Annotated in this window: 25 protein-coding genes; 15 read left to right on the forward strand and 10 right to left on the reverse strand. The window is 62.7% G+C overall.

Features of this window, described 5'->3' with window-relative positions:
* Positions 1 to 285: 285 nt before the first annotated feature.
* From rpsL to tuf, 4 genes are all read left to right on the forward strand, one after another.
* Positions 286 to 660 carry a 30S ribosomal protein S12 gene (gene rpsL / locus ACFWAD_RS25050; RefSeq protein WP_003941908.1) on the forward strand — a complete coding sequence of 125 codons (375 nt, stop codon included), beginning with the start codon at positions 286 to 288 and terminating at the stop codon, positions 658 to 660.
* A complete protein-coding gene (gene rpsG / locus ACFWAD_RS25055) occupies positions 660 to 1130 on the forward strand; it encodes a 30S ribosomal protein S7 (RefSeq protein ID WP_003941856.1) in 471 nt (156 codons plus the stop codon). The genes rpsL and rpsG overlap by 1 nt, the downstream gene beginning before the upstream one ends.
* A gap of 201 nt (positions 1131 to 1331) precedes the next feature.
* Positions 1332 to 3434, forward strand: a complete 2103-nt coding sequence (gene fusA / locus ACFWAD_RS25060) for an elongation factor G (protein WP_003942073.1) — start codon at positions 1332 to 1334, stop codon at positions 3432 to 3434.
* 125 nt (positions 3435 to 3559) lie between these two features.
* Positions 3560 to 4750, forward strand: a complete 1191-nt coding sequence (tuf, locus tag ACFWAD_RS25065; RefSeq protein WP_019744283.1) for an elongation factor Tu — start codon at positions 3560 to 3562, stop codon at positions 4748 to 4750.
* A 93-nt stretch (positions 4751 to 4843) separates the two neighbouring features.
* On the opposite strand, the gene ACFWAD_RS25070 is transcribed toward tuf, so the two are convergent.
* Genes ACFWAD_RS25070 through ACFWAD_RS25090 form a run of 5 tightly spaced genes read right to left on the reverse strand, consistent with a single transcriptional unit; the run spans position 4844 to position 7405 of the window.
* Positions 4844 to 5407 (reverse strand): hypothetical protein, encoded by a 564-nt coding sequence (locus tag ACFWAD_RS25070; RefSeq protein ID WP_378537689.1) that lies wholly within the window; start codon positions 5405 to 5407, stop codon positions 4844 to 4846.
* Positions 5404 to 6396, reverse strand: a complete 993-nt coding sequence (locus ACFWAD_RS25075) for a DUF6286 domain-containing Asp23/Gls24 family envelope stress response protein (protein ID WP_378548717.1) — start codon at positions 6394 to 6396, stop codon at positions 5404 to 5406. The genes ACFWAD_RS25070 and ACFWAD_RS25075 overlap by 4 nt, the downstream gene beginning before the upstream one ends.
* Positions 6383 to 6562: a hypothetical protein gene (locus ACFWAD_RS25080; RefSeq protein ID WP_003942043.1), complete on the reverse strand. Its 180-nt coding sequence runs from the start codon at positions 6560 to 6562 to the stop codon at positions 6383 to 6385. The genes ACFWAD_RS25075 and ACFWAD_RS25080 overlap by 14 nt, the downstream gene beginning before the upstream one ends.
* Before the next feature lies 1 nt (position 6563).
* The gene (locus tag ACFWAD_RS25085; protein ID WP_378548720.1) at positions 6564 to 6941 is read right to left on the reverse strand and encodes a hypothetical protein; all 378 of its coding nucleotides are present in this window, start codon (positions 6939 to 6941) and stop codon (positions 6564 to 6566) included.
* Entirely contained in the window at positions 6938 to 7405 is a 468-nt protein-coding gene (locus ACFWAD_RS25090; protein ID WP_003941912.1) for an Asp23/Gls24 family envelope stress response protein, read from the reverse strand. The genes ACFWAD_RS25085 and ACFWAD_RS25090 overlap by 4 nt, the downstream gene beginning before the upstream one ends.
* Before the next feature lie 184 nt (positions 7406 to 7589).
* On the opposite strand from ACFWAD_RS25090, the gene ACFWAD_RS25095 reads away from it, so the two are divergent.
* Together ACFWAD_RS25095 and ACFWAD_RS25100 are read left to right on the forward strand one after the other, a co-directional pair.
* Complete coding sequence (locus tag ACFWAD_RS25095; protein WP_378548723.1) at positions 7590 to 8768, forward strand: NAD(P)/FAD-dependent oxidoreductase; 1179 nt, start codon at positions 7590 to 7592, stop codon at positions 8766 to 8768.
* Positions 8769 to 8810: 42 nt separating this feature from the next.
* Complete coding sequence (locus tag ACFWAD_RS25100; protein ID WP_378548726.1) at positions 8811 to 9575, forward strand: glutamate racemase; 765 nt, start codon at positions 8811 to 8813, stop codon at positions 9573 to 9575.
* Between the two features lie 119 nt (positions 9576 to 9694).
* On the opposite strand, the gene ACFWAD_RS25105 is transcribed toward ACFWAD_RS25100, so the two are convergent.
* On the reverse strand, positions 9695 to 10063 hold the full coding sequence (locus tag ACFWAD_RS25105; RefSeq protein ID WP_378537707.1) for an SPW repeat protein: 369 nt from the start codon (positions 10061 to 10063) through the stop codon (positions 9695 to 9697).
* A gap of 359 nt (positions 10064 to 10422) precedes the next feature.
* On the opposite strand from ACFWAD_RS25105, the gene ACFWAD_RS25110 reads away from it, so the two are divergent.
* The gene (locus ACFWAD_RS25110) at positions 10423 to 11160 is read left to right on the forward strand and encodes a DNA alkylation repair protein (RefSeq protein WP_378548729.1); all 738 of its coding nucleotides are present in this window, start codon (positions 10423 to 10425) and stop codon (positions 11158 to 11160) included.
* 38 nt (positions 11161 to 11198) lie between these two features.
* Positions 11199 to 12515: a glycosyltransferase 87 family protein gene (locus tag ACFWAD_RS25115; protein ID WP_378548732.1), complete on the forward strand. Its 1317-nt coding sequence runs from the start codon at positions 11199 to 11201 to the stop codon at positions 12513 to 12515.
* Here ACFWAD_RS25115 and ACFWAD_RS25120 read toward each other — a convergent pair.
* A complete protein-coding gene (locus tag ACFWAD_RS25120) occupies positions 12487 to 13542 on the reverse strand; it encodes a 2Fe-2S iron-sulfur cluster-binding protein (RefSeq protein ID WP_378447219.1) in 1056 nt (351 codons plus the stop codon). The genes ACFWAD_RS25115 and ACFWAD_RS25120 overlap by 29 nt on opposite strands.
* 361 nt (positions 13543 to 13903) lie before the next feature.
* Here ACFWAD_RS25120 and mdo point away from each other — a divergent pair, with 361 nt between their 5' ends.
* The 4 genes from mdo (at position 13904) to ACFWAD_RS25140 (ending at position 18270) form a co-directional block, all read left to right on the forward strand.
* Positions 13904 to 15178 carry an NDMA-dependent methanol dehydrogenase gene (mdo, locus tag ACFWAD_RS25125; protein ID WP_003942095.1) on the forward strand — a complete coding sequence of 425 codons (1275 nt, stop codon included), beginning with the start codon at positions 13904 to 13906 and terminating at the stop codon, positions 15176 to 15178.
* A gap of 85 nt (positions 15179 to 15263) precedes the next feature.
* Positions 15264 to 16346, forward strand: coding sequence for an AAA family ATPase (locus tag ACFWAD_RS25130; protein WP_378548735.1), 1083 nt, complete (start codon positions 15264 to 15266; stop codon positions 16344 to 16346).
* Positions 16343 to 17866, forward strand: coding sequence for a VWA domain-containing protein (locus ACFWAD_RS25135; RefSeq protein ID WP_378548738.1), 1524 nt, complete (start codon positions 16343 to 16345; stop codon positions 17864 to 17866). Before ACFWAD_RS25130 ends, ACFWAD_RS25135 begins: the two co-directional genes overlap by 4 nt.
* A gap of 56 nt (positions 17867 to 17922) precedes the next feature.
* Positions 17923 to 18270, forward strand: coding sequence for a hypothetical protein (locus ACFWAD_RS25140; RefSeq protein ID WP_378548741.1), 348 nt, complete (start codon positions 17923 to 17925; stop codon positions 18268 to 18270).
* Here the strand turns inward: ACFWAD_RS25140 and ACFWAD_RS25145 are convergent.
* Positions 18259 to 18678 carry an RNHCP domain-containing protein gene (locus ACFWAD_RS25145; RefSeq protein WP_378548744.1) on the reverse strand — a complete coding sequence of 140 codons (420 nt, stop codon included), beginning with the start codon at positions 18676 to 18678 and terminating at the stop codon, positions 18259 to 18261. The genes ACFWAD_RS25140 and ACFWAD_RS25145 overlap by 12 nt on opposite strands.
* Positions 18679 to 18693: 15 nt before the next feature.
* Positions 18694 to 19056, reverse strand: a complete 363-nt coding sequence (locus ACFWAD_RS25150; RefSeq protein WP_378548747.1) for an RNHCP domain-containing protein — start codon at positions 19054 to 19056, stop codon at positions 18694 to 18696.
* A 448-nt stretch (positions 19057 to 19504) separates the two neighbouring features.
* Between ACFWAD_RS25150 and ACFWAD_RS25155 the strand changes: the two genes are divergently transcribed.
* From ACFWAD_RS25155 to ACFWAD_RS25165, 3 genes are read left to right on the forward strand one after another with little or no spacing between them, the layout of a single operon-like run.
* Positions 19505 to 20710, forward strand: a complete 1206-nt coding sequence (locus tag ACFWAD_RS25155) for an iron-containing alcohol dehydrogenase (protein WP_378548750.1) — start codon at positions 19505 to 19507, stop codon at positions 20708 to 20710.
* 28 nt (positions 20711 to 20738) lie between these two features.
* A complete protein-coding gene (locus ACFWAD_RS25160; protein ID WP_378548753.1) occupies positions 20739 to 22112 on the forward strand; it encodes a histidine kinase in 1374 nt (457 codons plus the stop codon).
* Positions 22109 to 22792, forward strand: coding sequence for a response regulator (locus ACFWAD_RS25165; RefSeq protein WP_378548755.1), 684 nt, complete (start codon positions 22109 to 22111; stop codon positions 22790 to 22792). Before ACFWAD_RS25160 ends, ACFWAD_RS25165 begins: the two co-directional genes overlap by 4 nt.
* On the opposite strand, the gene ACFWAD_RS25170 is transcribed toward ACFWAD_RS25165, so the two are convergent.
* Entirely contained in the window at positions 22789 to 23328 is a 540-nt protein-coding gene (locus ACFWAD_RS25170) for an RNA polymerase subunit sigma (protein ID WP_378548758.1), read from the reverse strand. The two genes, ACFWAD_RS25165 and ACFWAD_RS25170, sit on opposite strands and share 4 nt — an antisense overlap.
* Between the last annotated feature and the right edge of the window lie 13 nt (positions 23329 to 23341).

A 23341-nucleotide genomic window follows, 5' to 3' on the forward strand; every position in this document is an offset into this window, starting at 1 on the left:
GTCCGGCATGCCCGGGCCGATCTGTGTGCCTAGCTAGGTATTGCCGTGCGCGCGTTCGAGCAGATTTTGCTGATGAACGAGCATCCGGCTGCCTGTGTGGGGGTATGCGACACGCCCGACCTCGGGGGTGGTGCAAGGCGTGAAAGTGCTGAGTACAGACTCTGAGGTGGGTGAGGAGCAGCAGCTCTCTTGCTCCAACTGCTAGATCCCTAATTTCAGAACAGCCACGTTTTCGAACGGCCCGAGCTCGCTCGAGCAGTCTGTTCGTCACAAGAAAGCCGGTAAATGCCAACCATCAACCAGCTGGTCCGCAAGGGTCGCCGCGACAAGACCGCCAAGGTCAAGACGGCAGCTCTCAAGGGCAGCCCGCAGCGTCGTGGCGTGTGCACTCGCGTGTACACCACCACCCCCAAGAAGCCGAACTCCGCGCTCCGTAAGGTCGCACGTGTTCGCCTCACGACTTCGGTCGAGGTCACCGCGTACATCCCCGGCGAAGGTCACAACCTTCAGGAGCACTCCATGGTGCTCGTCCGTGGCGGTCGTGTGAAGGACCTCCCGGGTGTCCGTTACAAGATCATCCGCGGCTCCCTCGACACCCAGGGTGTCAAGGGTCGCAAGCAGGCACGCAGCCGCTACGGCGCCAAGAAGGAGAAGAGCTAATGCCACGTAAGGGCCCCGCTCCGAAGCGCCCGCTCATCAACGACCCGGTTTACGGTTCCCCGTTGGTGACGCAGCTCGTCAACAAGATCCTGCTGGACGGCAAGAAGTCCACCGCAGAGCGAATCGTGTACCAGGCTCTCGAGCAGGCACGCGAGAAGACCGGCACCGATCCGGTCGTCACCCTCAAGCGCGCCCTGGACAACGTCAAGCCTGCACTCGAGGTTCGTAGCCGCCGCGTCGGTGGCGCTACCTACCAGGTGCCGGTCGAGGTTCGTCCCGGTCGTTCCACCACGCTGGCACTGCGCTGGCTGGTCACCTTCTCGCGTGCACGTCGTGAGAAGACCATGGTCGAGCGTCTCGCCAACGAGCTCCTCGATGCCAGCAATGGCCTCGGTGCAGCTGTGAAGCGTCGCGAAGACACTCACAAGATGGCCGAAGCCAACAAGGCATTCGCCCACTACCGCTGGTGATGTAAAGCGTCGGAGCAACTGCCATCGGGTGGGGCTCCGACGCTTGTCGCCGTTGGCGACCTGATCATCTCGCCGGTTTCCGGACGCAGGTGGCCAGGTTCGCCTCGGCAGAGACATAATTGAAAGACCATGGCCTTGACGGTGGAACACACCGGATACGGCCGACACCCGAAAACCAAGCAACGAGCGGGGAAGAAACCTGTGGCACAGGAAGTGCTGACTGACCTGAACAAGGTCCGCAACATCGGCATCATGGCGCACATCGATGCCGGCAAGACCACCACCACCGAGCGCATCCTGTTCTACACCGGTGTCAATTACAAGATCGGTGAGACGCACGACGGTGCGTCGACGACGGACTGGATGGAGCAGGAGAAGGAACGCGGCATCACGATCACGTCTGCCGCCGTGACTTGCTTCTGGAACAACAACCAGATCAACATCATCGACACCCCCGGCCACGTCGACTTCACGGTCGAGGTGGAGCGGTCGCTGCGCGTGCTCGACGGCGCAGTTGCTGTCTTCGACGGTAAGGAAGGTGTCGAGCCGCAGTCCGAGCAGGTTTGGCGTCAGGCTGCCAAGTACGACGTTCCGCGCATCTGCTTCGTCAACAAGATGGACAAGATGGGCGCGGACTTCTACTTCACAGTCCAGACCATCATCGACCGTCTCGGCGCGAAGCCGCTCGTTCTCCAGCTGCCCATCGGCGCTGAGGACGACTTCGACGGCGTCGTCGACCTGGTCGAGATGCGCGCCATCACCTGGCGCGGCGTGGTTCCGACCGGTGCACTGCCGACCATCGAAGAGATCCCCGCGGATCTCGTCGAGAAGGCTGCAGAGTACCGCGAGAAGCTGCTCGAAACCGTTGCCGAGTCCGACGAAGCTCTCATGGAGAAGTACTTCGGCGGCGAAGAGCTCACGGTCGAGGAAATCAAGGGCGCCATCCGCAAGATGACGGTCGCTTCCGAGCTGTACCCGGTCATCTGTGGCTCCGCGTTCAAGAACAAGGGCGTTCAGCCCATGCTCGACGCAGTCATCGATTACCTGCCGAACCCGCTGGACATCGGCGAGGTCGTCGGCCACAAGCTCGGTGACGAAGAAGTAGAGATCACTCGCAAGCCGAGCAAGGAAGAGCCGTTCTCGGCTCTCGCCTTCAAGATCGCTGCTCACCCGTTCTTCGGCAAGCTGACCTTCGTCCGCGTGTACTCGGGTCGTATCGATCCGGGCGCTCAGGTGCTCAACGCAACCAAGGGCAAGAAGGAGCGCATCGGAAAGCTCTTCCAGATGCACGCCAACAAGGAGAACCCGGTAGACGAGGCCGTAGCCGGCCACATCTACGCGATGATCGGCCTCAAGGACACCACCACCGGTGACACCTTGTGCGATCAGGCGAGCCCCATCGTCCTCGAGTCGATGTCGTTCCCCGCACCGGTCATCCAGGTCTCCATCGAGCCCAAGACCAAGTCCGACCAGGAAAAGCTGGGCGTCGCGATCCAGAAGCTGGCCGAAGAGGATCCGACCTTCTCGGTCGAACTCGACGAAGAGACCGGCCAGACCGTCATCGGCGGTATGGGCGAGCTCCACCTCGACATCCTCGTCGACCGTATGCGTCGTGAGTTCAAGGTCGAGGCGAACGTCGGTAAGCCGCAGGTTGCGTACCGCGAGACCATCACCAAGAAGGTCGAGAAGCACGACTACACCCACAAGAAGCAGACGGGTGGCTCGGGCCAGTTCGCAAAGGTCATCATCGCTCTGGAGCCTTTCGTGGGCGAAGACGGTGCTACCTACGAGTTCGAGAACAAGGTCTCCGGCGGACGTATCCCGCGCGAGTACATCCCCTCCGTGGATGCCGGTGCGCAGGACGCGATGCAGTACGGTGTTCTCGCCGGCTACCCGCTCGTGAACCTGAAGCTGTCGCTGCTCGATGGTGCTTACCACGACGTCGACTCCTCGGAAATGGCGTTCAAGGTTGCCGGTTCGCAGGCACTGAAGGAAGCCGCCCGCAAGGCCGGCCCCGTCATTCTCGAGCCGCTCATGGCTGTCGAGGTCACAACGCCCGAGGAATACATGGGCGACGTGATCGGCGACCTCAACTCCCGCCGTGGCCAGATCCAGGCCATGGAGGAACGCAGTGGTGCCCGTGTCGTGAAGGCGCTGGTTCCGCTCTCGGAGATGTTCGGTTACATCGGTGACCTGCGGTCGAAGACCCAGGGCCGTGCGAACTTCTCCATGGTGTTCGATTCCTACGCAGAGGTTCCCGCGAACGTCTCGAAGGAAATCATCGCCAAGGCGACGGGCGAGTAAGCACAGCGAGCTCCCCAGCCCGCGCCGGCAAGCGACTTCGGTTTCTTCCGGCACGAAGCACGACCAAGTAACAACCAACCGCACTGCTGCATACGGCAAGCAACAACAGTCCAGGAGGACACAAAGTGGCGAAGGCGAAGTTCGAGCGGACGAAGCCGCACGTGAACATCGGCACCATTGGTCACGTCGACCACGGCAAGACCACGACGACGGCGGCCATCACCAAGGTTCTCGCGGATGCATTCCCCGACCTGAACGAGGCTTCGGCCTTCGATCAGATCGACAAGGCTCCCGAGGAAAAGGCTCGTGGCATCACGATCAACATCTCGCATGTTGAGTACCAGACGGAAAAGCGCCACTACGCGCACGTCGATGCACCGGGTCACGCCGACTACATCAAGAACATGATCACCGGCGCAGCTCAGATGGACGGCGCTATCCTCGTCGTCGCAGCTACCGATGGCCCGATGCCCCAGACGCGCGAGCATGTCCTGCTCGCTCGCCAGGTCGGCGTTCCTTACATCCTCGTCGCCCTGAACAAGGCCGACATGGTTGACGACGACGAGATCCTCGAGCTCGTCGAGATGGAGGTCCGCGAACTGCTGGCCGCTCAGGAATTCGACGAGGAAGCCCCCGTCATTCCGATCTCGGCACTCAAGGCACTCGAGGGTGACCCGAAGTGGACGCAGTCCATTCTCGACCTGATGGCTGCTGTCGACGAGTCCATCCCGGACCCGGTCCGCGAGACGGACAAGCCCTTCCTCATGCCTGTCGAGGATGTCTTCACGATCACCGGCCGTGGCACCGTTGTCACCGGTCGTATCGAGCGCGGCTCGGTCAACGTGAACGAGGAGGTGGAGATCGTCGGCATCAAGGAGACCTCCACCAAGACCACCGTCACGGGTATCGAAATGTTCCGCAAGCTGCTCGACTCGGGCCAGGCCGGCGACAACGTCGGACTGCTCGTTCGTGGCATCAAGCGCGAAGATGTCGAGCGTGGACAGGTTGTCGTCAAGCCGGGCACCACGACTCCCCACACGGAGTTCGAGGGCCAGGCATACATCCTGTCGAAGGACGAGGGCGGCCGCCACACCCCGTTCTTCAACAACTACCGCCCGCAGTTCTACTTCCGTACCACGGACGTTACGGGCGTCGTGACGCTGCCTGAGGGCACCGAGATGGTCATGCCCGGTGACAACACCGAGATGTCCGTCAAGCTCATCCAGCCTGTCGCCATGGACGAGGGCCTGCGCTTCGCAATTCGCGAAGGCGGCCGTACGGTCGGCGCCGGCAAGGTTGCCAAGATCATCAAGTGAGACTCTTGTCTCGCTAGCTGATTCACAGCACTAGAAAAGGCGCTCATTCCCTTCGGGGAGTGAGCGCCTTTTCTGTGTCTGTTTGTTTCTTACCTACTTGGTGGCTTCGACCCGGTCGAGATGCAACAGAACCTGCACCGCGACGGGTGAGCCGTCGAGGCTTCGCCTGGTTGCACCGGCGATGCGTTCGGCCGAAGCGGTGAATCCGGCGACGTCGATCGCCGGGTCTGCGGTGACGACAATCGACAGCGTCGGCAGGCCGCGATCGATCGTCGCTTTGCTTCTGGTGCTTCGCACGCCGCTCAGTTGGGCGAGTTCGGCAGCTACACCGTCGGCAACGGGTCCGAGGTCCACGCTGACGTCGGTACCGGATTCGTTGTGCCGCAATGTGACTGCGCTCGTTCGGCGCCGGCGAAGGTTCAGGTACAAAAGCCCGAAACCGGTGACGACGCAGAGAACAAAGGTGCCAGAGAGGACCCAGTGCCACCAAGGTTGCTCCGGAAGGCCGAAGAGGACTTCCCGATCAAGTCGTGACACCCAGGTTCGAATCAGAGAGGCACCCGCGTCCCACGCGATGGCGTATGCGCCGGCCGCGAGGAGTGCGATTCCGACAATGAGGACGATGGTCCGATCGACCGCGGAGATCCAACGGTTCACGAGGCGTCCTTTCGTCGGACTGCGGCTTCTCGTCGTGCGGCAGCTTCTCTCACGACCACCGAAAGTTGCAGTGGCTGCTGCAGTATCGCGAGGTGAGGCCGAACGGCTTCGTCGACGGCCGCGGCAAGTTGGGCGCGATCGCCACCGGTGGATTCGACGTGGACTTTGACGTGTTTGCGGTCCACGCTGGTGTGGGCCGAGCCGACGCCGGGAACGATCGCCGCGTGGCTACTGCACAGACGTGCGATGTCCGTCGGTCGCATCCATACCGTCGATGCGCTCGGGTTACCCAGTGGTACATGGGTTTTCGCGCGGCGTTTGATCGCAGACATGATCAGGACCACGCCCGCGACGACGGCAGCGATTGCCACCGGAAGCAGCCACGGTTGCCAGTGCAGGCGCGACGTCCATTCAACGGAATTTCGGATCCAGGGTGCCGATTCGAAAGTTCCACGGTTGATGAACCATTCGCGGGAGACCACGAACGCGAGTGCGAGTAGGCCGCACGCGATGACGACGGCGGAGACCGCGGCGGCCGGGTTCGCGGAGGGAACCCGCGGTGGAATCGGAGCCGAGAGCGCCTCCTGTGCAGGGCCTTCCGTGATCTCGGCGCCGGAAACGCAAGAATCGTCGGCGCCCTCGGTTGCCGCAATCATGACGTTCATGTCGTGGAGGGGCAGGCCGGTCAGCGACTCGACGCTGCGTCCGACTTCCGCTCGCACGCGCCCGGTCAGTTCGGTGACCGAACACGGCCAGGACACGGCGAGGAAGAGGTTGATGGCGACGGCGTCGCTGCCCATCGAGATGTCGGCTCGCGGAAGGTCGCGCCCGGTCAAGCGGGTCAAACCGCCGGACTGGCGGACCACTCCCGGGACGTTTACCGCTGCGGCCGTGGCGATCTTGGCCATCGCCCGGTCCTTGATGACCAGCGAACCGCGTAGGCCGGGATCGTCTGCCGCGCTCGAATCAACTGGCTCAGCCACGGCCACGGCTTCGAAGGATCGCGCCGAGATCGAGATGTCCGTCGCGGTGTGCTCCGATCGCCATACCGGCGGCGCCGAGCAGGACTGCGAAGACGAATCCGCTGAATCCACCCATGATTCCGGCGAGCGCGAGGAGCAGACCGACCAGCAGTCCGACGGTGGTGCTGTTCATGTCAGTTCCCTTCTCGAATGTTCGGTGCAATGTCGGTGACGCTGGAAGGCTCGGTGACTACATTCTCGGAGATATCCGGCAGGTACCCCGCTGTCGACAGGTCTCCGACGGTGACGTCGACCGGTACGTCGACCAACTGCGCCACCACAGTTCGGACACGTTCGGCGACGCTGCGAACGTCGGCCGGGTAGTGAACGGAAATGTGCACCGCACAGGAGTTTTCGTCGACGACGACGCCGGTGATTCGGCGTCCTGGGAGGTAGGTCCCCACCTCACCGAACTGTCCGCCGTGCAGATCTGCCACTTCCGGGATCGCAAGAACGGCGTCGGCGACAATCTCGGCCGCGTCGATCTCGCGGCCGGCGTCGGCGGTACTCACTGAACCCTCGGCTTGGCTTCCGGATCGGTACTGCCGCCGCTCTCGGCATCCTCGAAGAGCATGACGTCGAAGACGGTGATGTTGACCTCGGTGACCTCGAGACCCGTCATGCTTTCGACTGCGGCAATGACGTTTCGGCGGATCCCTACCGCCAGTTCGTGGAGTGCGACGCCGTACTCGGCGACGATTCCGATGTCGATGGCGGCTTGTTTCTCGCCCACCTCCACCGCCACGCCCTGGGCATGGTTGACGCGGGCGCCCGGTATGCGGTCGCGAAGTGCCCCCACCGCACGCGCTGTGCCCCCGCCGACGTCGTACACGCCGTTGATCTCGCGGGTCGCGATACCGGCGATCTTGGCGACCACGGCGTCGGCGATGATCGTCTTGCCCTGGGTGCTGACTAGTTCCGCGCCACCGTCGGCGCCGAATCGGACGCTGTTCTTTTCACTGGAATCGCTGGTCATGGGGGCTCCCTGCTCATGTGTCAGTGCGTGCGTCTGAAGTACTTACAACTGTAGTGACTGGTCGGTGGCCATGCGGGATGCACCACACCTACTCCGGCATTTCGTATGGCAGAGTCGGAGGCAAATAGTGACGGCGTTCATAGTGGGCGCTGCAAGTGACGTGGGTCGGACAGGGTGGTACGTGGTGACACGGATAGTGATCGTGGGTGCGGGTTTGTCGGGACTGCGGACCGTCGAGGAACTACGACGAGCGGGTTTCGACGGCAAGTTGACGCTCGCCGGTGGGGAAACGCATCTGCCTTACGACAGGCCTCCGTTGTCGAAGGAAGTGATCCGCGGTGACAAGGACGAGACAACGCTGCGCCCGGCCGAGTTCTACGTAGAGAACAAGGTGGACCTCAAGCTCGGTTCGCCGGCAACCTCGGTGGACACTGCTGCCAAGTCCGTGGCGTTCGCCGACGGATCCACCCTGGACTACGACGAGTTGATCATCGCGACCGGACTGACTCCGCGTCGGATCGCCGGCCTTCCGGAGCTGTCCGGAGTGCACGTTCTGCGCTCCATCGAGGAGGCGTTGGCCCTTCGCGCCGACTTGGCTCCCGGCAAGCGCGCGCTGATCGTCGGGGCCGGCTTCATCGGTTGTGAACTGGCCGCGAGCATGAAGTCTCACGGCGTCGACGTCGTCCTGCTCGAACCCCAACCGACACCGCTGGCATCGGTGCTGGGCCCTGTCGTCGGCGCTCTCGTCGAACGTCTACACCGGAACGAGGGCATCGACGTCCGCGTCGGCACCGGCTTGACCTCGCTGTCCGGTGAGGGAGCGGTTACGGCCGCGACCTTGAGCGACGGTTCGGAGATCCCGGTCGACGTGGTGGCGATCGGAGTCGGTTCGGTGCCTGTCACGGGATGGCTCGACGGTTCGGGGATCGAACTCGACAACGGAGTGCTCTGCGACGGCGTCGGCCGCACCAGCACCGAACACGTCTGGGCGGTCGGCGACGTCGCGTCCTGGCAGATCGGTGATCGACGCAAGCGTGTCGAACACTGGACCAATGCGGGGGACCAGGCCAAGATCCTGGCAGGTGCGATCACCGGCACGGGTGATCCGGATGCGCCGGCGCAGGTTCCGTACTTCTGGAGCGATCAGTACGACGTCAAGATCCAGGCTCTGGGGACCGTCGCACCCACGGACACCGTTCACATCGTCAAAGACGACGGCCGCAAGTTCGTCGCCTACTACGAGCGCGACGGTGTGTTGGCCGCTGTCGTCGGCGGAGGTAGCGCGGGAGCCGTGATGAAGATGCGTGCAAAGATCGCGGCCGGCACGCCCATCTCGGACGTGTTGGAGTCCACACCAGCCTGAACGGATGAGGCAGGTCCGGTTCCGAGACGATAGATTTGTGCGGTGATCGTTGCACTCATCGACTCGGGACTGGGCCTGCTCCCTACCTCTGCGTGGCTCAGACGCCTGCGCCCGGATCTCGATCTGGTGCTGTCCCTGGATCCGGACGGCGCCCCCTGGGGGCCCAAGCCAGAGCCGTGGGTCATCGACCGGGTCCTCGGTGCGGTGCGGCAGAGTCTCGATCGTGGAGCTCAGGTCATCGTCCTTCCTTGCAATACCGCCAGCGTCACAGCGCTGCCGCACGTCCGCGAACTCGTCGGACCGCAAGTGCCCGTCATCGGAACCGTGCCCGCGATCAAGCCCGCTGCCGCCGCGTGCGATTCGGTGGCGATCTGGGCGACCGCCGCTACAACTGCCAGCCGGTACCAAGCCGATCTGATCGAGCAGTTCGGCAACGGCGCCAAGGTCGTCGGGGTGCCGTGCCACGGCCTGGCCGATTCGATAGATCTCGGTGATCGCGCAGCCGCGCTTGCTGCCATCGATTCCGCGGTTGCCCGTACGCCGGACGACGTCAGCGGCGTTGTCCTCGGGTGCACCCACTACCCACTGCTCGCCGACGAAATCGCAGCGCGGTTACCGGCCGGCGTCACACTCTTCGACAGCGCGGAAGCCGTTGCACGACAGACTTTGCGGCGGATCGACGGGCTCGGCGCCGCGGGCGTGGGATCGGGAACCGTCGAGGTATTTGTGAGCGGGAGGCCGGGCGCGCTACCGCCCAGCGCCGAAGCCTTCGACGCCGGGCGGTTGTTGGGCGCGATCAAAGCCTGATCCAGCCTATATTCAGCCATTCATCAATGGGCAGCTACACCGCTCTGTCAATGGGCAGCTACGCCGCTCTGTCAATGGGCAGCTACGCCGCTCTGTCAATGGGCAGCTACGCCGCTCTGTCAATGGGCAGCTACGCCGCCGTGACCCCCGTGATGCATCCGCGCACTCATCACCGGCATCGCACTCACCGCGACCACAACTGTCAAGGCCCCGACCACCCAGGCTGTCCACGACGCACCGCGCAGAGCGTCGAAGTTCATGACCCAGGGTGAAATGAACATCAAGACGCCGAAAACGCCCATCGCGTAATCCGCCATGGCCAGGTCCGGACGTGCCATGTGCGCCAGACCCGACAGTGCAACCAGGACACCCAGGACGACGAGTGACCACATTGCCCGATCGGTGGTGTCGAGCCACATCGGCGAGAGAGCCGCAAAGACGCCGAGAACCACCGCGACGGCATCTTGCATTCGATTCCACGACTTCATGACGAGACCTCCAAAGACGAGAGTGTGTCCACCTGTAGTACACGCCCGCGGAAGATCGAGATCAACTCTCCGCCAATTGCATTCGCGTTGCAGTTAGGGTCGATACGGGGGCTCGAATATCAAGATTTGTGACCATTCGTCCGGATTACCACGAGCCCGCGCGGCGCGCTTGCCGCGATATGTCCCGAGAGTGCCATGAGGGTGAGGGTGGTGAATGCGATAGCGGCGGTGATCATGGGTGGTCCTTTCACTGACTGTCCTCGAGTGTCGTCTGCCGACCTGTGGCCGAGCCGGGCACACGGTGTGAGCACGCTGAGAATCGAAGAGTCAGCACGGGCGACCCGTGAGAAGGTTCTGGGGTGACGCAATCGAGTGCCCAGGACGTGATCGAGCAATTGGCCGATCTCGCGGATCCCGCAGATGCCGTCCACCTTCAGCGGTTCTTCAAGACGGGGCCGGGGGAGTACGGCGAGGGTGACGTCTTCATCGGAGTGCGAGTGCCGAAGACGCGTTCGGTGGTGAAGAAGCATGTGGGCCTCGCGTTGCCTCAGATACGCCTCCTTCTCGACAGCGACGTTCACGAGCACCGGTTGGCCGGGCTGCTGATCCTGGTCGCTCAATTCGAAAAAGTCAGTCGCCCAAAATTTTTCGACGACGAGAGTCGCACCCGCATCGCCGACTTCTATCTCACCGCTGTCGAGGACGGGAGGGTGAACAATTGGGATCTCGTGGATTCGTCCGCCGGACAGGTTCTCGGCGGCTGGCTGTACGACCGAGACCGCCGGCTGATCTTCGAGCTTTCCGATTCGGGTGACCTGTGGCGACGGCGGGTTGCGCTGTTGACGACGTACGGATTCATCACTCGCGGCGACGCGTCGACCACGCTCGAGCTTGCCGCGCAGGTGCTGGGTGATCGACGAGACCTGACCCAGAAAGCGATGGGGTGGATGCTGCGGGAGGTCGGCAAACGGGTGGATCGGGATCTGTTGACCGGGTTCCTCGAGGAGAATGCCGCAAACATGGGACGCACGGCGCTGAGCTACGCGTGTGAGCACTTGACCGCAGACGAGCGAGCGCACTTCCGAGCAGCCCGCTAGACGACTACCGCTCGGTAGGTTGTGGGACGATTCTCGGTATGCCCGCCACCCGTGTCGAGGCGTCTCGAATTGTGACGATCGGTTCACTGATCGCTGCCGGCGTCGCAGCTCTGTGTTATCTCGTGTACTCCGTTCGAGCCGTCGAACCCGTTGATTTTCTCGTTTACCGCTACGCCGCCCAGGCATTTGCCGCAGGCTCGAACATCTACGAGAGCAATCTTGTCGGCCCGTTGATCGTCGACGAGGGCATGCCGTTCACCTACACCCCGTTCGCGGTGATCTTCCTCTGGCCGACTGTTCTCTTTGACTGGTGGACTGCCTATCTGCTGTGGTCGGGGTTGTGCATCGCGGCCGTCGTGTGGACGGTCGCAAGGTTCACTCCCGCGCGCGTCCCGAAGCGGCCCCTGGTCATGGCGGCATTGGTCCTGGCCGTGTCGGTGACGCCCATCGTCAGTGCACACATCTCCTTCGGCCAGGTGAACCTGGTGCTGATGGTGCTCGTCCTGTTCGACGTGACCCGCCGGGAGGATTCGAGATTCGGCCGATGGATTCCGCGAGGACTTCTGATCGGCGTCGCGGCTGCGATCAAGCTGACGCCCGCTCTGTTCGTCGTCTACTTCGTCGTGACGAAGCAGTGGCGGCTCGCGATCTGGAGTTCGATCGGATTTGCCGCGTCAACGGCTGTCGCAGTACTGGTCGACCCGGCCGTCAGCTGGACCTTCTGGTCGGACGTCGTCTGGAATCTCAGTGATCGGGTGGACTTGAGCGGGCAGGCGATCGCGAGTGCCGGCAACAGTTCGCTGCAGGGTGGACTTGCGGCCCTGGGCGCCTGGACCGCGGCGCTGGCGATGCCGTTGACCGTGCTGTGCGCGGCGGCAACGCTCTGGGTCGCCCGAGATGTCTATCGCGTCGGGCGTGCGGTCGATGCGGCGTTGGTGATCGGATTGAGTGCGCCGATCCTGTCGCCGATCAGCTGGATACACCACTGGGTGTATCTCGTGCCCGCTGCAGTCACGGTTCTCTTTCGGCTTCGATCGCCCCTGCAGTTCGGTGCCGCAGCACTGGGGTTGGCGATCGTCTACTGCGGCCCGAGCATGGGGCAGGAATTCATCGAGACGTCGCCGCTCCTGCTGCCCTTGGGTTTGATCCTGCGGGAGGGCTTCCTGATCGTGACCGTGGTACTGATTCTTGCGCTGTGGCGGTTGCCCACAACGGCGCCGGAGTGGGTTTCGGAGTGTGGATCAGACGGCTCAGGAGATGACTCGGAACATGACAAAGCCCCCGATTCCGCAGGGAATCAGGGGCCGTCATGCGTGGAAGCAGGGCTTAGAACTCGATCTTCAGGTGATCGGTGATCGGCTTTGCCTGGCAACCGAGGATGTAACCGTTCGCCACGTCCTCGGCGTCGAGAATTTCGGAATTGTCCATCTGAACTTCGCCTTCGGTGACGGTGCAGGCACACGAGCCACACTCACCTTCCTGGCAGGAATACGGTACGTCGAGGCCCTTGGCGAGCATGATGTCGACGAGCGTCTGCTTGCGCGGCCAGACGAGGGTGTGGGTTTCACCGTCCAGTTCGACCTCGACAGTCGCGGCGTCGGCTGCTTCCTCGTCGGAGACCTCAGCTACCTCGACGTCACGGAACGGGTCGCCGGCGAGTGAATTGAAGACCTCGGCGTGAACCTGCGTGCGGGGCATGCCGGCCTCTGCCAGTGCCTTGTGGACGGCGTCCATGAAGGGGCCGGGGCCGCACATGAAGGCTTCGTACGAGACAAATGGCTTGGCCAGTGTCGCCAACTGTGAGACGGCGGGGAGTCCCTGCACGGTTTCGATCCAGTGGACCACGGTGAGGCGGCCGGGGTGTTGCGCCGCCAACTCGCGAAGTTCGGCGCCGAAGATGACGGACTTCTCGTCGCGGTTCGCGTAGATCAGCACGACATTGCCGCTGCCCTGCGTGAGGGCGGACTTGAGGATCGAGATCACCGGAGTGATCCCGCTGCCCGCACCGAAGAGCAGGAAGTCGTGATCGAGCGACTTGGGCGTGAAGACACCTGACGGCGGCAGCACTTCGATGGTGTCGCCGACCTGGAGCTTGTCGCACAGCCAGTTGGAGCCGTAGCCGTCGACGGTTCGCTTGACGGTCACTTTGGGGGCGTCGTCGGTGAAGGGCGAACTGGCCAGGGAGTAGCAGCGAGCGACCGAGCCGGTCTGATCGCTCGGGATGCGCAGGGTCAGGAATTGACCGGGCTTGTAGTCGAACTTGTCCTTCAGTTCTGCGGGAATTTCGAACACCAGCGACCGGGCGTCGGAAGTCTCTTCGATGACTCCGGACACGGTGAGTACCGCCGATCGCGAGCTGTGCGGTACCTCGACTGTCGTCATCGCGAAGCTAGTCCTCTCGTGAAGCTGGGTAAAGCGCAGGTCAGTGAAGTGCAACATCTAGAACGTGTTCTAGTTCAATGTTAGCAGTGATGAAAAGCTACTGGGGATCGTAGTCGCCGAGCAACACGTTCCCGATCAGCGGGAACCACCTCGGTCTGATCGGGCCGTCCTGGCAGTCCGGGGCGGGGCCGACCTGCCCGAACGGGCGGTTCGCGGGCGGCGTCCGGGCGGTTGAGCTGCCGAAGCCTGTGCACGGGCTGTTTGTCGGTACACAGTGGAAACCAGGTGAGACGCCGGTCACAAAGAATCGGCTCGAATCCCTCCCGCAGTCACATTCGTGCACATCCCCGAGGAGATACCGATGGCTATCGAGCTCAACCAGATCTGGGACTTTCCCATCAAGGAGTTCCACCCCTTCCCACGCGCCCTGATGGGTGTGGGCGCTCACGACATCATCGGTGTGGAAGCCAAGAACCTCGGCTTCAAGCGCACCCTTCTGATGACAACCGGTCTGCGCGGTTCGGGCATCATCGAGGAGCTGGTCGGCAAGATCGAGTACCAGGGTGTCGAGGTCGTGCTCTACGACAAGGTCGAGTCGAATCCCAAGGACTACAACGTCATGGAGGCCGCGGCTCTCTACCAGAAGGAGAAGTGCGACTCGATCATCTCGATCGGCGGTGGTTCGAGCCACGACGCCGCCAAGGGTGCTCGCGTCGTGATCGCACACGACGGTCGCAACATCAACGAGTTCGAGGGCTTCGCCAAGTCCACCAACAAGGAGAACCCGCCGCACATCGCCGTATCCACCACGGCCGGTACGGGTTCCGAGACGTCGTGGGCATACGTCATCACCGACACGTCGGACATGAACAACCCGCACAAGTGGGTCGGCTTCGACGAGGCGACCATCGTGACGTTGGCGATCGACGACCCGCTGCTCTACTACACCTGCCCTCAGCACTTCACCGCGTACTGCGGCTTCGACGTACTCGCGCACGGCAGTGAGCCTTTCGTGTCTCGTCTCGATTTCGCCCCCTCACTCGGTAACGCGATCTACTCGGTCGAGTTGGTCGCGAAGAACCTGCGCGAGGCTGTCTTCGAGCCGCGTAACCTCAAGGCCCGCGAGGGAATGATGAACGCGCAGTACATTGCCGGACAGGCCTTCAACTCCGGCGGACTCGGCATCGTTCACTCGATCTCGCACGCGGTCAGTGCCTTCTTCGACAGCCATCACGGTCTGAACAACGCCATCGCGTTGCCGCGTGTGTGGGAGTACAACCTGCCTTCGCGCTACGAGCGCTACGCCCAGTTGGCCGGTGCACTCGGTGTCGACACTCGTAACCTCACCACGGTTCAGGCTGCAGATGCTGCCGTCGAGGCGGCCATCCGTTTGGCCAAGGACGTCGGTATCCCCGACAACTTCGGTCAGGTTCGTACCGATTCGTACGCGAAGAACCAGATGAACACCAAGAAGTACGAGGGTCGTGGTGACGTCATCAAGGGTGACGAGAAGACTGTGCGCGCCATCTCCGAGCACATTCAGGACGACTGGTGCACCCCGGGTAACCCCCGTGAGGTCACTGTGGAGTCGATGATCCCGGTTGTCGATCACGCGATCAACAAGTCGTACTTCTAGCAGGGCCTCCGGCCCCGTGCGCGCTTAGGGAGTCCAGAGACTCCTCGAGCGCGCACAGGGGCTTGCCCCCCATGAAAGGTGTTCAATGTCCAATCGCACTTTCTCCACCGGCGTCGAAGTGAAAGATGCGCTGCGAGAGCAGGACTACATCGCGGACGACGAGTTTGCGGTAGTCGTTCATCTGGCGACGGCGCTGGGGCGTCCGCTCCTGCTCGAAGGGCCGGCCGGTGTCGGCAAGACGGAACTGGCGAAGTCTCTGGCTGCGATCGGGGGCCGCAAACTGGTGCGATTGCAGTGCTACGAAGGGCTGGACGACAATCGCGCCCTGTACGAATGGGACTACGCGAAGCAACTCCTGCACGTGCAGATGCTCCGCGACCGGATCAGCGATCAGGTTTCCGAGTTCGACAGCGTAGCCGAAGCGTCGAAGTTTCTGGCCGATCAGGATTTCGGTTTGTACTCCGAGAACTTCCTGTCCGTGCGGCCGCTGCTCGAAGCGATCCTCTCACCCGAACCGGTGGTGCTCCTGGTCGACGAGGTGGACCGCACCGAGGAATCGATGGAAGCGTTGCTACTGGAGATCCTTGCCGAACAGCAGATCACCATCCCCGAGGTCGGCACGTTCGTGGCCCGATCGCAGCCCTGGGTCATCTTGACGTCCAACGACACTCGCGAACTCTCGCCGGCTCTCAAACGGCGTTGTCTGCATTACCATCTCGGCTATCCGACGTCGGAGCGTGAACGCGAGATCGTCACGGCCCGAGCACCGGAGGTAGATGCGGCCACGGCCACGGAGGTTGTCGAATTGGCTCGCATCCTGCGTGATCTCCCGCTGCGCAAGAGCCCGTCCATCTCGGAGGTCATCGACGCGGCCAGAGCCGCAACAGTGCTCGCGGCCAGCGGATTCGACACCGCCTCCGACGCCAAGGTGCGCGACATCTTGCTGACGGCGTTGCTCAAGTACTCGTCCGACGTGACGCTGGCCAAGGAGCGATTCGACGGAAAGCTTCTCGAATCATCTTCGCGCGACGGTGGTGAACCGATCGAGCGAGCCACTGTGGCAAGCAAACCCGCCAACACGACGACGGCCGTGTTCCGGGGAACCGGCGGACGCGACCCCCATCAACAGGGAATCCGCGGCGGCAGCGGAATCCGTTCGACGCGATGACGACGCTCGGTGGCCTCGCCGTGTGGCAGCCGTCGTTTGTTCTCGACGTGGTGTCCGCGAGCTTCGGCCGATTGCTGAGGGCGGCCGGAGTTTCCGCGTCACCGGCCGAGGTCATCGAAGTTCGGCGTGTCCTCGCGATGGTGGGCGCCTCGGATCGCGAGACGTTGCGAGCGTGTCTCCGGGCAGTGTGCGCCAAGTACTCTCACGAGCAGGCCGGATTCGAGCGGGCGTTCGACGCGCTTTTCCGGCCGGCCGCAGGCAAAGCGCACGCCGAGCGGATGGCATCGCGAGCCGAGGTGGCGGACGGTCTGCCTACCGCGCTGGGGATCGACGAGGATCAAGAAGTTGGTCGGTACGCCGAGTACAACGAGCGTGCAGCCGAGGTAGGCGACTACTTCGACACTCCGGAGGCGGAGAAGGGCTTCAACCCGCACAAGGACGACGACGATGTGTCGATGACGTCGAGTGACGCCGAACTGTCGGTCGATACCGGTTCGGAGACCGGTCGACGCGGAGTCAGTTACACGGTCGACGTGGACCGTGCAGCCTCGGCGGTGGTCGGTGATCTCAGTACCAGTGTTGCTGCAGCAGTAGTCGGTTCGTTGTCGTGGGACGATCCGACGTCGATCCTGGCCTGGCTGGACGCCTACGACCCGAGCAAGGCGTACGCGGACGTCTCCGACGACGGGCCGTTGACGCAGGCGCAATTGAATCGGCTCGTCGAGGCAGTCGAAGCGTTTGTGCAAGCGCTCTCGGCCGCAGCGCTCGCCGAATCCGCTCCCGATGCGCCGGACAGCGAATCTGCTGCCGGTGCAACGCACAACGACATCGAACTCGCGTGCCACGAGGTGCTTCGGCGGATGAGAGGTCCGTCCAGGCCGCACCCCCGTGAGCGCTCTCGTGGGCATCTCGACATGCGCCGCACGGTCCGTTCGAGCCTGCGTACCGACGGAATACCCTTCCATCTGGTCGTGAAAGCTCCTCGCCCCGATCGTGTTCGGCTGCTTCTGATCGTAGACGTGTCATTGTCCGTGCGCCCCATCACCGCGTTCACTCTGCGGTTGGCTCAGGCAATGCATCGGCGGGCAGATCGTTGCGAAGTACTCGCATTCGTCGATCGTCCGGTCGACGTGACCGACACACTTCTCGCCAGTAGTGGTGACGGTGCACTGGCCGCGGTGCTCGCGCACCCGGGCCTGGATCTGGAAGCCAGCAGCGACTACGGGCGGGTGCTCACAGAATTGTTGGACGAGCACGGAAACACCTTGAACTCGCGGACTTCCGTCATCATCGTGGGTGACGGTCGATGCAACGGCTTGCCCCCGCAGGTGGACAAGCTGGAAGAGATACGACGCAAGGTCCACCGTCTGGCTTGGATCACGCCGGAACCACAGCGTTACTGGAACCAGGCGTCGTGCGCGATGCCGGAGTATTCGGAGATCTGCGACGAGGTGGTTGTTGCCCGAGATGCCGCGCAACTGATGGCCAAAGCAGCCGAACTGGGGCACGCACTTCGCTGATGTCACTGCAATTCACCGATGTCACTGCGCGATCCGTCGTGAACTAGTTTGATCTCATGACCGAAATCAGGGGATCGATCTGGCGACCGATCGCGGCGCTGACAGTGCTCGGAGCCGTATGTGGGCTAGTCGCGCTCGGCGTGTTTCAGTGGTGGTGGAAGTCGTTGGCGTCACCGCATATTCTCACCGACGGATCCTATCGGGATTCATTTTCCGAACCGACATTCACCGGACCCATATTCATGGACCTCTTTCCGGCTGAACCTGCCCCGTGGTTGTACTCGGGATTGGTTCTCGGACCGACAGTGGTTGGCTTGCTCGGCGGGATCGTGTTCGTGGTGTTCGTCAGGTGTAATCGCGCGCAGAACCGCGCGATTACACCTGACGAATCATCAGAGCGCTAGCAACGCTCGCGTGCCCAGGCGAGGGTCCGCCAACGGACGTAGCGCCAATCGCAGCAGGACCAAGGCGTTGTCGTCGCCGGCGATCCTGTTGACTTTCAACGTATTGCACTCGACGCACTGGTGAACGAGCATCCATTCACCGTCTTGCCGTACCGACAGGGACAGCGCCGCCATTGCGCCTCTGCACTGTTGTGCTCGGTCGCCGGGAATACGTCCATCGACGTGTCGGCTTGCAAGACAGTTCGGGCAGTGGTTCCGATGGGAGGTACCCGGGGCCGCGGTGGGGATATCCAAACGGCATGTGAGACAACGGAAACTTGATCCTGGCTCGCCGCCGATTCCGTGCAGTACGTGCTTGGTGCGTTGCGGTGCCCGCCGCGAGCGGGTGCTGGGATTCCTACGTGGCATCTGCGTTCCCACCCCTCACAAGTCGCCGAAGGCTTCGAGCGGGAAGGGCGGTTGCGCGAGTGGCCGCACTGCCATCCTCATCAACAACAACTGGTTGTCGTCTCGGCTGACGGGGTTGGAGGTGAGTTCGAAGCATTGTGCGCAGCGGTGGATGATCATCCAATCGCCACTACGCAGCACCGCGATGGAAATGGGGGCCATCTGCATTCCGCAGTCTGACGTCCCACCTTCCACCTGCTCGAACAGGTGTCGGGAATGCAGGCAACTGGGGCAATGGTTTCGGCGATCGCCGTCGGGGCCGTGCGTTATGACGGTGAGCCCGCACTGAACGCAGGAGAAGGTGTCGGTTTTCGAGATGGAATTGTGTGATCGAGGCACTGGAGAACTCCTAGCTGAGTGAACAAAGCAGGTAGGAGCAGGCCGAGGGGGCCTCGCGGCTGTCAGTCCGTCGTGTGGAATCAGGTTCCGCGGATCAGCATGTGATCTCGAGGATTGCGGACAGAGCAGGGGCGAGAGGCGCGCTCGGCACGGGCTGGGTCATAAACACCTTCTGGATCGGTACTACCGGCCTCTCTGGCCGAACCCGAAAGTACAACGGGACCTGGTCGCCGCGCCATCCATTTTCCCGAGACGCCTTACCTGCCCGAACGGGTAGGTAAGCGCCTCTCCTTCGGTGGGTGTGCCCCGACTGCTGTCCGCGTAGGCTCGGGGCCAGCGATTGTAAGGTGGATCACACCAGTTTGTGCACGTGGGAGTTGATGCGCTGAGAGCGACGGATGCGAAATCCCGACCGGAGATCTCAGAGCAGCGAGAGGAGAGTGGGGTCGTGTCCGTGGCATATCCGGATGCTGTGAACCACGGTGTTCATCGCCGCGGTACTGCTGCTCGACTGGTCAAATTTCACGCCCCCGAGATCGTCTTCGGCATCGGTTCCCTGGTCGAGGTAGCACACGCGACTCTGAGGTTCGGCGGGTTCCGACCGTTCCTGGTGACCGATCCCGGTCTGATCGACGCCGGATGGGTCAGCGAACTCGAAGGCCATCTCACCGAGCAGGGGTTGACCGCGACGGTGTGGTCAGGGCTGACGCCCAACCCCAAGGACTTCGAGATCGCGGCCGGATTCGAGGTGTACCAGGAAGGCGAGTGCGACGTCATCATCGCGCTCGGCGGCGGTTCCGTCATCGACGCGGCAAAAGGTGTTGCCGTCCTCGCTGCCAACGGCGGCAACATACTCGACTACGAGGGTGTCGATCAGGCGACAAAACCGATCCCGCCGTTGGTGATGGTTCCCACCACGTCCGGCACCGGCGCGGACGTGTCGCAGTTCTGCATCGTCACGGACACGACCCGCGGCACCAAGATCACCATCATCGGCCGGGCTCTGGTCCCCGATGTCACGGTCATCGATCCGCGGTTGCTCACGACGATGCCCGAGTGGCTCAACGCTGCAACGGGATTGGATGCACTGACGCACGGTATCGAGGCCTTCGTCTCGCTGGCGCACAATCCGTTGACCGATCATCACGCGCTCCGCGCTGTCGGGCTGGTGACCGAGAATCTGGTGCACACGATCCAGGACCCGATGGAGATGGAAGCGCGGTCGGTGATGGCGCAGGCGAGCCTCGAGGCCGGGTTGGCGTTCACCAACGCGATACTCGGCGCCGCGCACGCGATGAGCCATCAGGTGGGCGGCATGCTCGACCTGCCGCACGGCGTCATCAACGGAATTCTGTTGCCCCACGTCATCCGGTTCAATTCCACGACGGACGCTGCCCCCTTTGTTGCCATCGCCGCGGCACTGAGTCTTCCCGAGCAGCACGGCACCCCGGAGGAAGCAGCGCTGGCGGTGGCCGATCGGGTCGAACGGCTCGCGCGTGAGGTCGGCGTGCCGAAGGGACTGGGGGAGTTGGGTGTTCGAGAGGAAGATCTGAGTAGGCTCGCCAGCTTCGCTTTGCTCGACGCCTGCATGTCCACCAATCCCCGGGAAGCGACGCAGGAGCAGATGGTGGCGTTGTTCAGAGGTGCCTTGTGAAGATGGACGCTGTGAAGTGGTGGAGGCGATGACCGCGGACCTGTCCAGGCTCACCGGATTACGGTCGGGTAAGAGTTCGTTCTACCCGCAGTATCGCGGTGCGGCCGAGCGCCTCGAGCGCGTCGTACATGCGCTGGAATTGATCTCGCGGGCTTTGGTGCGCACCGTCGAGGGCCCGGAAACCCTGGTCTGTGCGGTCGCGGAAGCTGCCCGCGCTCATCTGAGTGCCAACTGGATAGTCTTCGCCTTGGCCGATGGAACCTTGCCTGACGCCGGGCCCCGGCGATTGGTCCTCGGTCCGGATGCGACGCCGTTCCTGGTCGACAATGTGGAGGGGCCACCGCTTCCGGAGGATGTCGTCGAATGCCTCGACGACATCCGTTACGGCAGAATCGAATCCAACTCGGTGATCGACGCTCACTACGCGTTTGTGCCGATCGTGCTCGGCGGTGGTGTGGTCGGCGCCTTTGCGGCCTGGACGCCGGCCAACCGGACGCTCGATACGACGGACGGGGCCGTGCTCAGCATTCTGGCCAGCCAGACTGCTGTGGCCCTGCAGAATTCGGCGCTCTATCAGCGCGGACAGTTACTGCTCGAACGTGCTGAAGATGCGTACGCGGAGGCCAATCGCACTGCGGCCGATCTTGCGGTGCGCAACAGCGAATTGGAGTCCACTCAGCGTCAGTTGGGAGTGGCGCACCGGCATCAGGTGGTCGACGACGAACGTCACCGGATCGCCCGCGAACTTCACGACAGTGTGACGCAAGCGGTGTTGTCGGCCGGCATGCAGATCGAGGTCTGCCGCAGCGACATCCCGGACGCGGAGCGCAGTGAAAGACTAGACCTGGCAAAGGATTTGACCAGGCGGGCAGTCGAGCAGCTTCGTTCTGCGATTTACGCTCTCAATCATTCCTCGGACGCGGACAGGACGTCGCTGCCCGAGATGCTCGAGCAGCTCGGCGTGGTTCACATGCCCGACGAGTTGGCGGTCAGCGTTCGCGTCGGCGGTACCCCGACAGAACTTCCGGGCGATGCCGAACACGCTCTTTTGCGGATCGCTGGGGAGGCCCTGTTCAACGCAGCGGTCCATGCTCACGCGAATCGGGCGGTACTCCGTCTGACCTATCGGGCGGACTCGGTGTTGCTGTCCGTCTCCGACGACGGTGATGGTGACCCCGCCCGGATGCGGCTGATTCTCAAACTCGCAGCCACCAACGATCTCGACGGCCGCCATCGCGGTCTCGCGAACATGCAGGCGCGAACCTTGGAGTTGGGTGGCGCGCTGGAAGTGCGACGGGCTCGGATCGGTGGGATTCAGATTCTCGTGCGACTACCACTGCCGTTCGACTCGGGCATGGAAAACCTTTGCTCTACAACTGAAATCGAGAGCGAGGAATCATGACCACTGCGCGCCCCGTCGTCACCCGTGGAGTGTCGCCGGTTCAAAGTTCGGTTCGCATAGTCCTGGTCGACGACCACGCGATACTTCGGCAAGGGCTCCGCTCGGTGCTCGAGCGCGAAAGCGACCTCGAGATCGTGGGGGAGGCGTCGTCCCTCGCCGAGGCGCTTGCCGTCGTCGACAAGGTCGGGCCGGACATCGTCCTGATGGATCTCAAACTCTCCGCAAGCTCCGACTACGAGGGGCTGACCCTCTGTGGCCAATTGTCGTCAGCGCATCCTGGGCTCGGACTGTTGGTTCTCACCACCTTTCTCGATGATCAACTGGTAGTGCGAGCGGTGCACGCAGGTGCTCGCGGCTATGTGGTCAAAGACGTCGACACCACCGAGCTGGTGCGGGCGATCAGAGCGGTCTCGCGAGGCGAGAGTGCGTTCGATTCTCGCAGCGCATCGGCTGTCGTCCGTTCGCTCAACGGACAGTCGGCAACCAAGGAACGATTGACCGATCGCGAGCTAGAGGTACTGAGGCTTCTCGCAAACGGCTTGTCCAACATCAAGATCGGTGAGCGATTGTTCATCTCACCGACCACTGTCAAGTTTCACGTCAGCAACATCATGCGCAAACTCGAGGTGAGCCGGCGAGCGGAAGCCGTCTACGCCGCGAGTAAGCAAGGTCTGATCTAGCTTCGGTCGGAGACCGTCCAGGCGCGTAGTGCCTGATGCTGGACGAGGAGAACACTCGATCGAGTCGTGCGGAGAGTCGACGCGGTCATGTCGGCAGTCAGACCGACCGCGATTCGAAGTACCAGAACCTCACGTTGGTCGTCGGTCAGGCAACGGGGGCGTTTGAATCGCCCGTTGATGTTGTGTGACTGGGGAATTGCCGCAATCCGTTGCGATGCCAAATCGTACGCAAATGTCTCGATCCGTGTGTCGGCCGAGATCGTGCCGGACATTCGTGTGACGACGTCCAGGGTGCATTGGTGGGCGAGATCGTCGGCGAACGCTGCGACAGACGTTCCGAGAAGTCTGGCGCGATAGTAGAGAACGACGTGAGGGTGCAACCGGGCCAGGAGTTTCGAGAGTGCATGGTGATCGCCGGCGAATGCCTCGGCGGCGGTGCGATTCAACGAAATCGATCGTTCACAGGTTTCGGGTGAAGCGGTGTGTGCGAGGGGCGGAGTCGGTGAAGTGTTCGCGCCCCTGATCGACAGCTTCATCAACAACTCCTCG

It is taken from the genome of Rhodococcus sp. NPDC059969 (assembly GCF_042738325.1).
Classification (GTDB): domain Bacteria; phylum Actinomycetota; class Actinomycetes; order Mycobacteriales; family Mycobacteriaceae; genus Rhodococcus_F.

Bases quoted from the DNA above. Each gene is read 5' to 3' on its own strand.
- ACFWAD_RS25130 (WP_378548735.1), top strand. From the start codon at position 15,264: ATGTCCAATCGCACTTTCTCCACCGGCGTCGAAGTGAAAGATGCGCTG.
- ACFWAD_RS25120 (WP_378447219.1), bottom strand. From the start codon at position 13,542: ATGACGACAGTCGAGGTACCGCACAGCTCGCGATCGGCGGTACTCACC.
- ACFWAD_RS25080 (WP_003942043.1), bottom strand. From the start codon at position 6,562: ATGAACAGCACCACCGTCGGACTGCTGGTCGGTCTGCTCCTCGCGCTC.
- ACFWAD_RS25090 (WP_003941912.1), bottom strand. From the start codon at position 7,405: ATGACCAGCGATTCCAGTGAAAAGAACAGCGTCCGATTCGGCGCCGAC.
- ACFWAD_RS25135 (WP_378548738.1), top strand. From the start codon at position 16,343: ATGACGACGCTCGGTGGCCTCGCCGTGTGGCAGCCGTCGTTTGTTCTC.
- ACFWAD_RS25160 (WP_378548753.1), top strand. From the start codon at position 20,739: ATGACCGCGGACCTGTCCAGGCTCACCGGATTACGGTCGGGTAAGAGT.
- ACFWAD_RS25140 (WP_378548741.1), top strand. From the start codon at position 17,923: ATGACCGAAATCAGGGGATCGATCTGGCGACCGATCGCGGCGCTGACA.
- ACFWAD_RS25170 (WP_378548758.1), bottom strand. From the start codon at position 23,328: ATGAAGCTGTCGATCAGGGGCGCGAACACTTCACCGACTCCGCCCCTC.
- ACFWAD_RS25105 (WP_378537707.1), bottom strand. From the start codon at position 10,063: ATGAAGTCGTGGAATCGAATGCAAGATGCCGTCGCGGTGGTTCTCGGC.
- rpsG (WP_003941856.1), top strand. From the start codon at position 660: ATGCCACGTAAGGGCCCCGCTCCGAAGCGCCCGCTCATCAACGACCCG.
- rpsL (WP_003941908.1), top strand. From the start codon at position 286: ATGCCAACCATCAACCAGCTGGTCCGCAAGGGTCGCCGCGACAAGACC.
- ACFWAD_RS25115 (WP_378548732.1), top strand. From the start codon at position 11,199: ATGCCCGCCACCCGTGTCGAGGCGTCTCGAATTGTGACGATCGGTTCA.
- mdo (WP_003942095.1), top strand. From the start codon at position 13,904: ATGGCTATCGAGCTCAACCAGATCTGGGACTTTCCCATCAAGGAGTTC.
- ACFWAD_RS25145 (WP_378548744.1), bottom strand. From the start codon at position 18,678: ATGCCACGTAGGAATCCCAGCACCCGCTCGCGGCGGGCACCGCAACGC.
- ACFWAD_RS25165 (WP_378548755.1), top strand. From the start codon at position 22,109: ATGACCACTGCGCGCCCCGTCGTCACCCGTGGAGTGTCGCCGGTTCAA.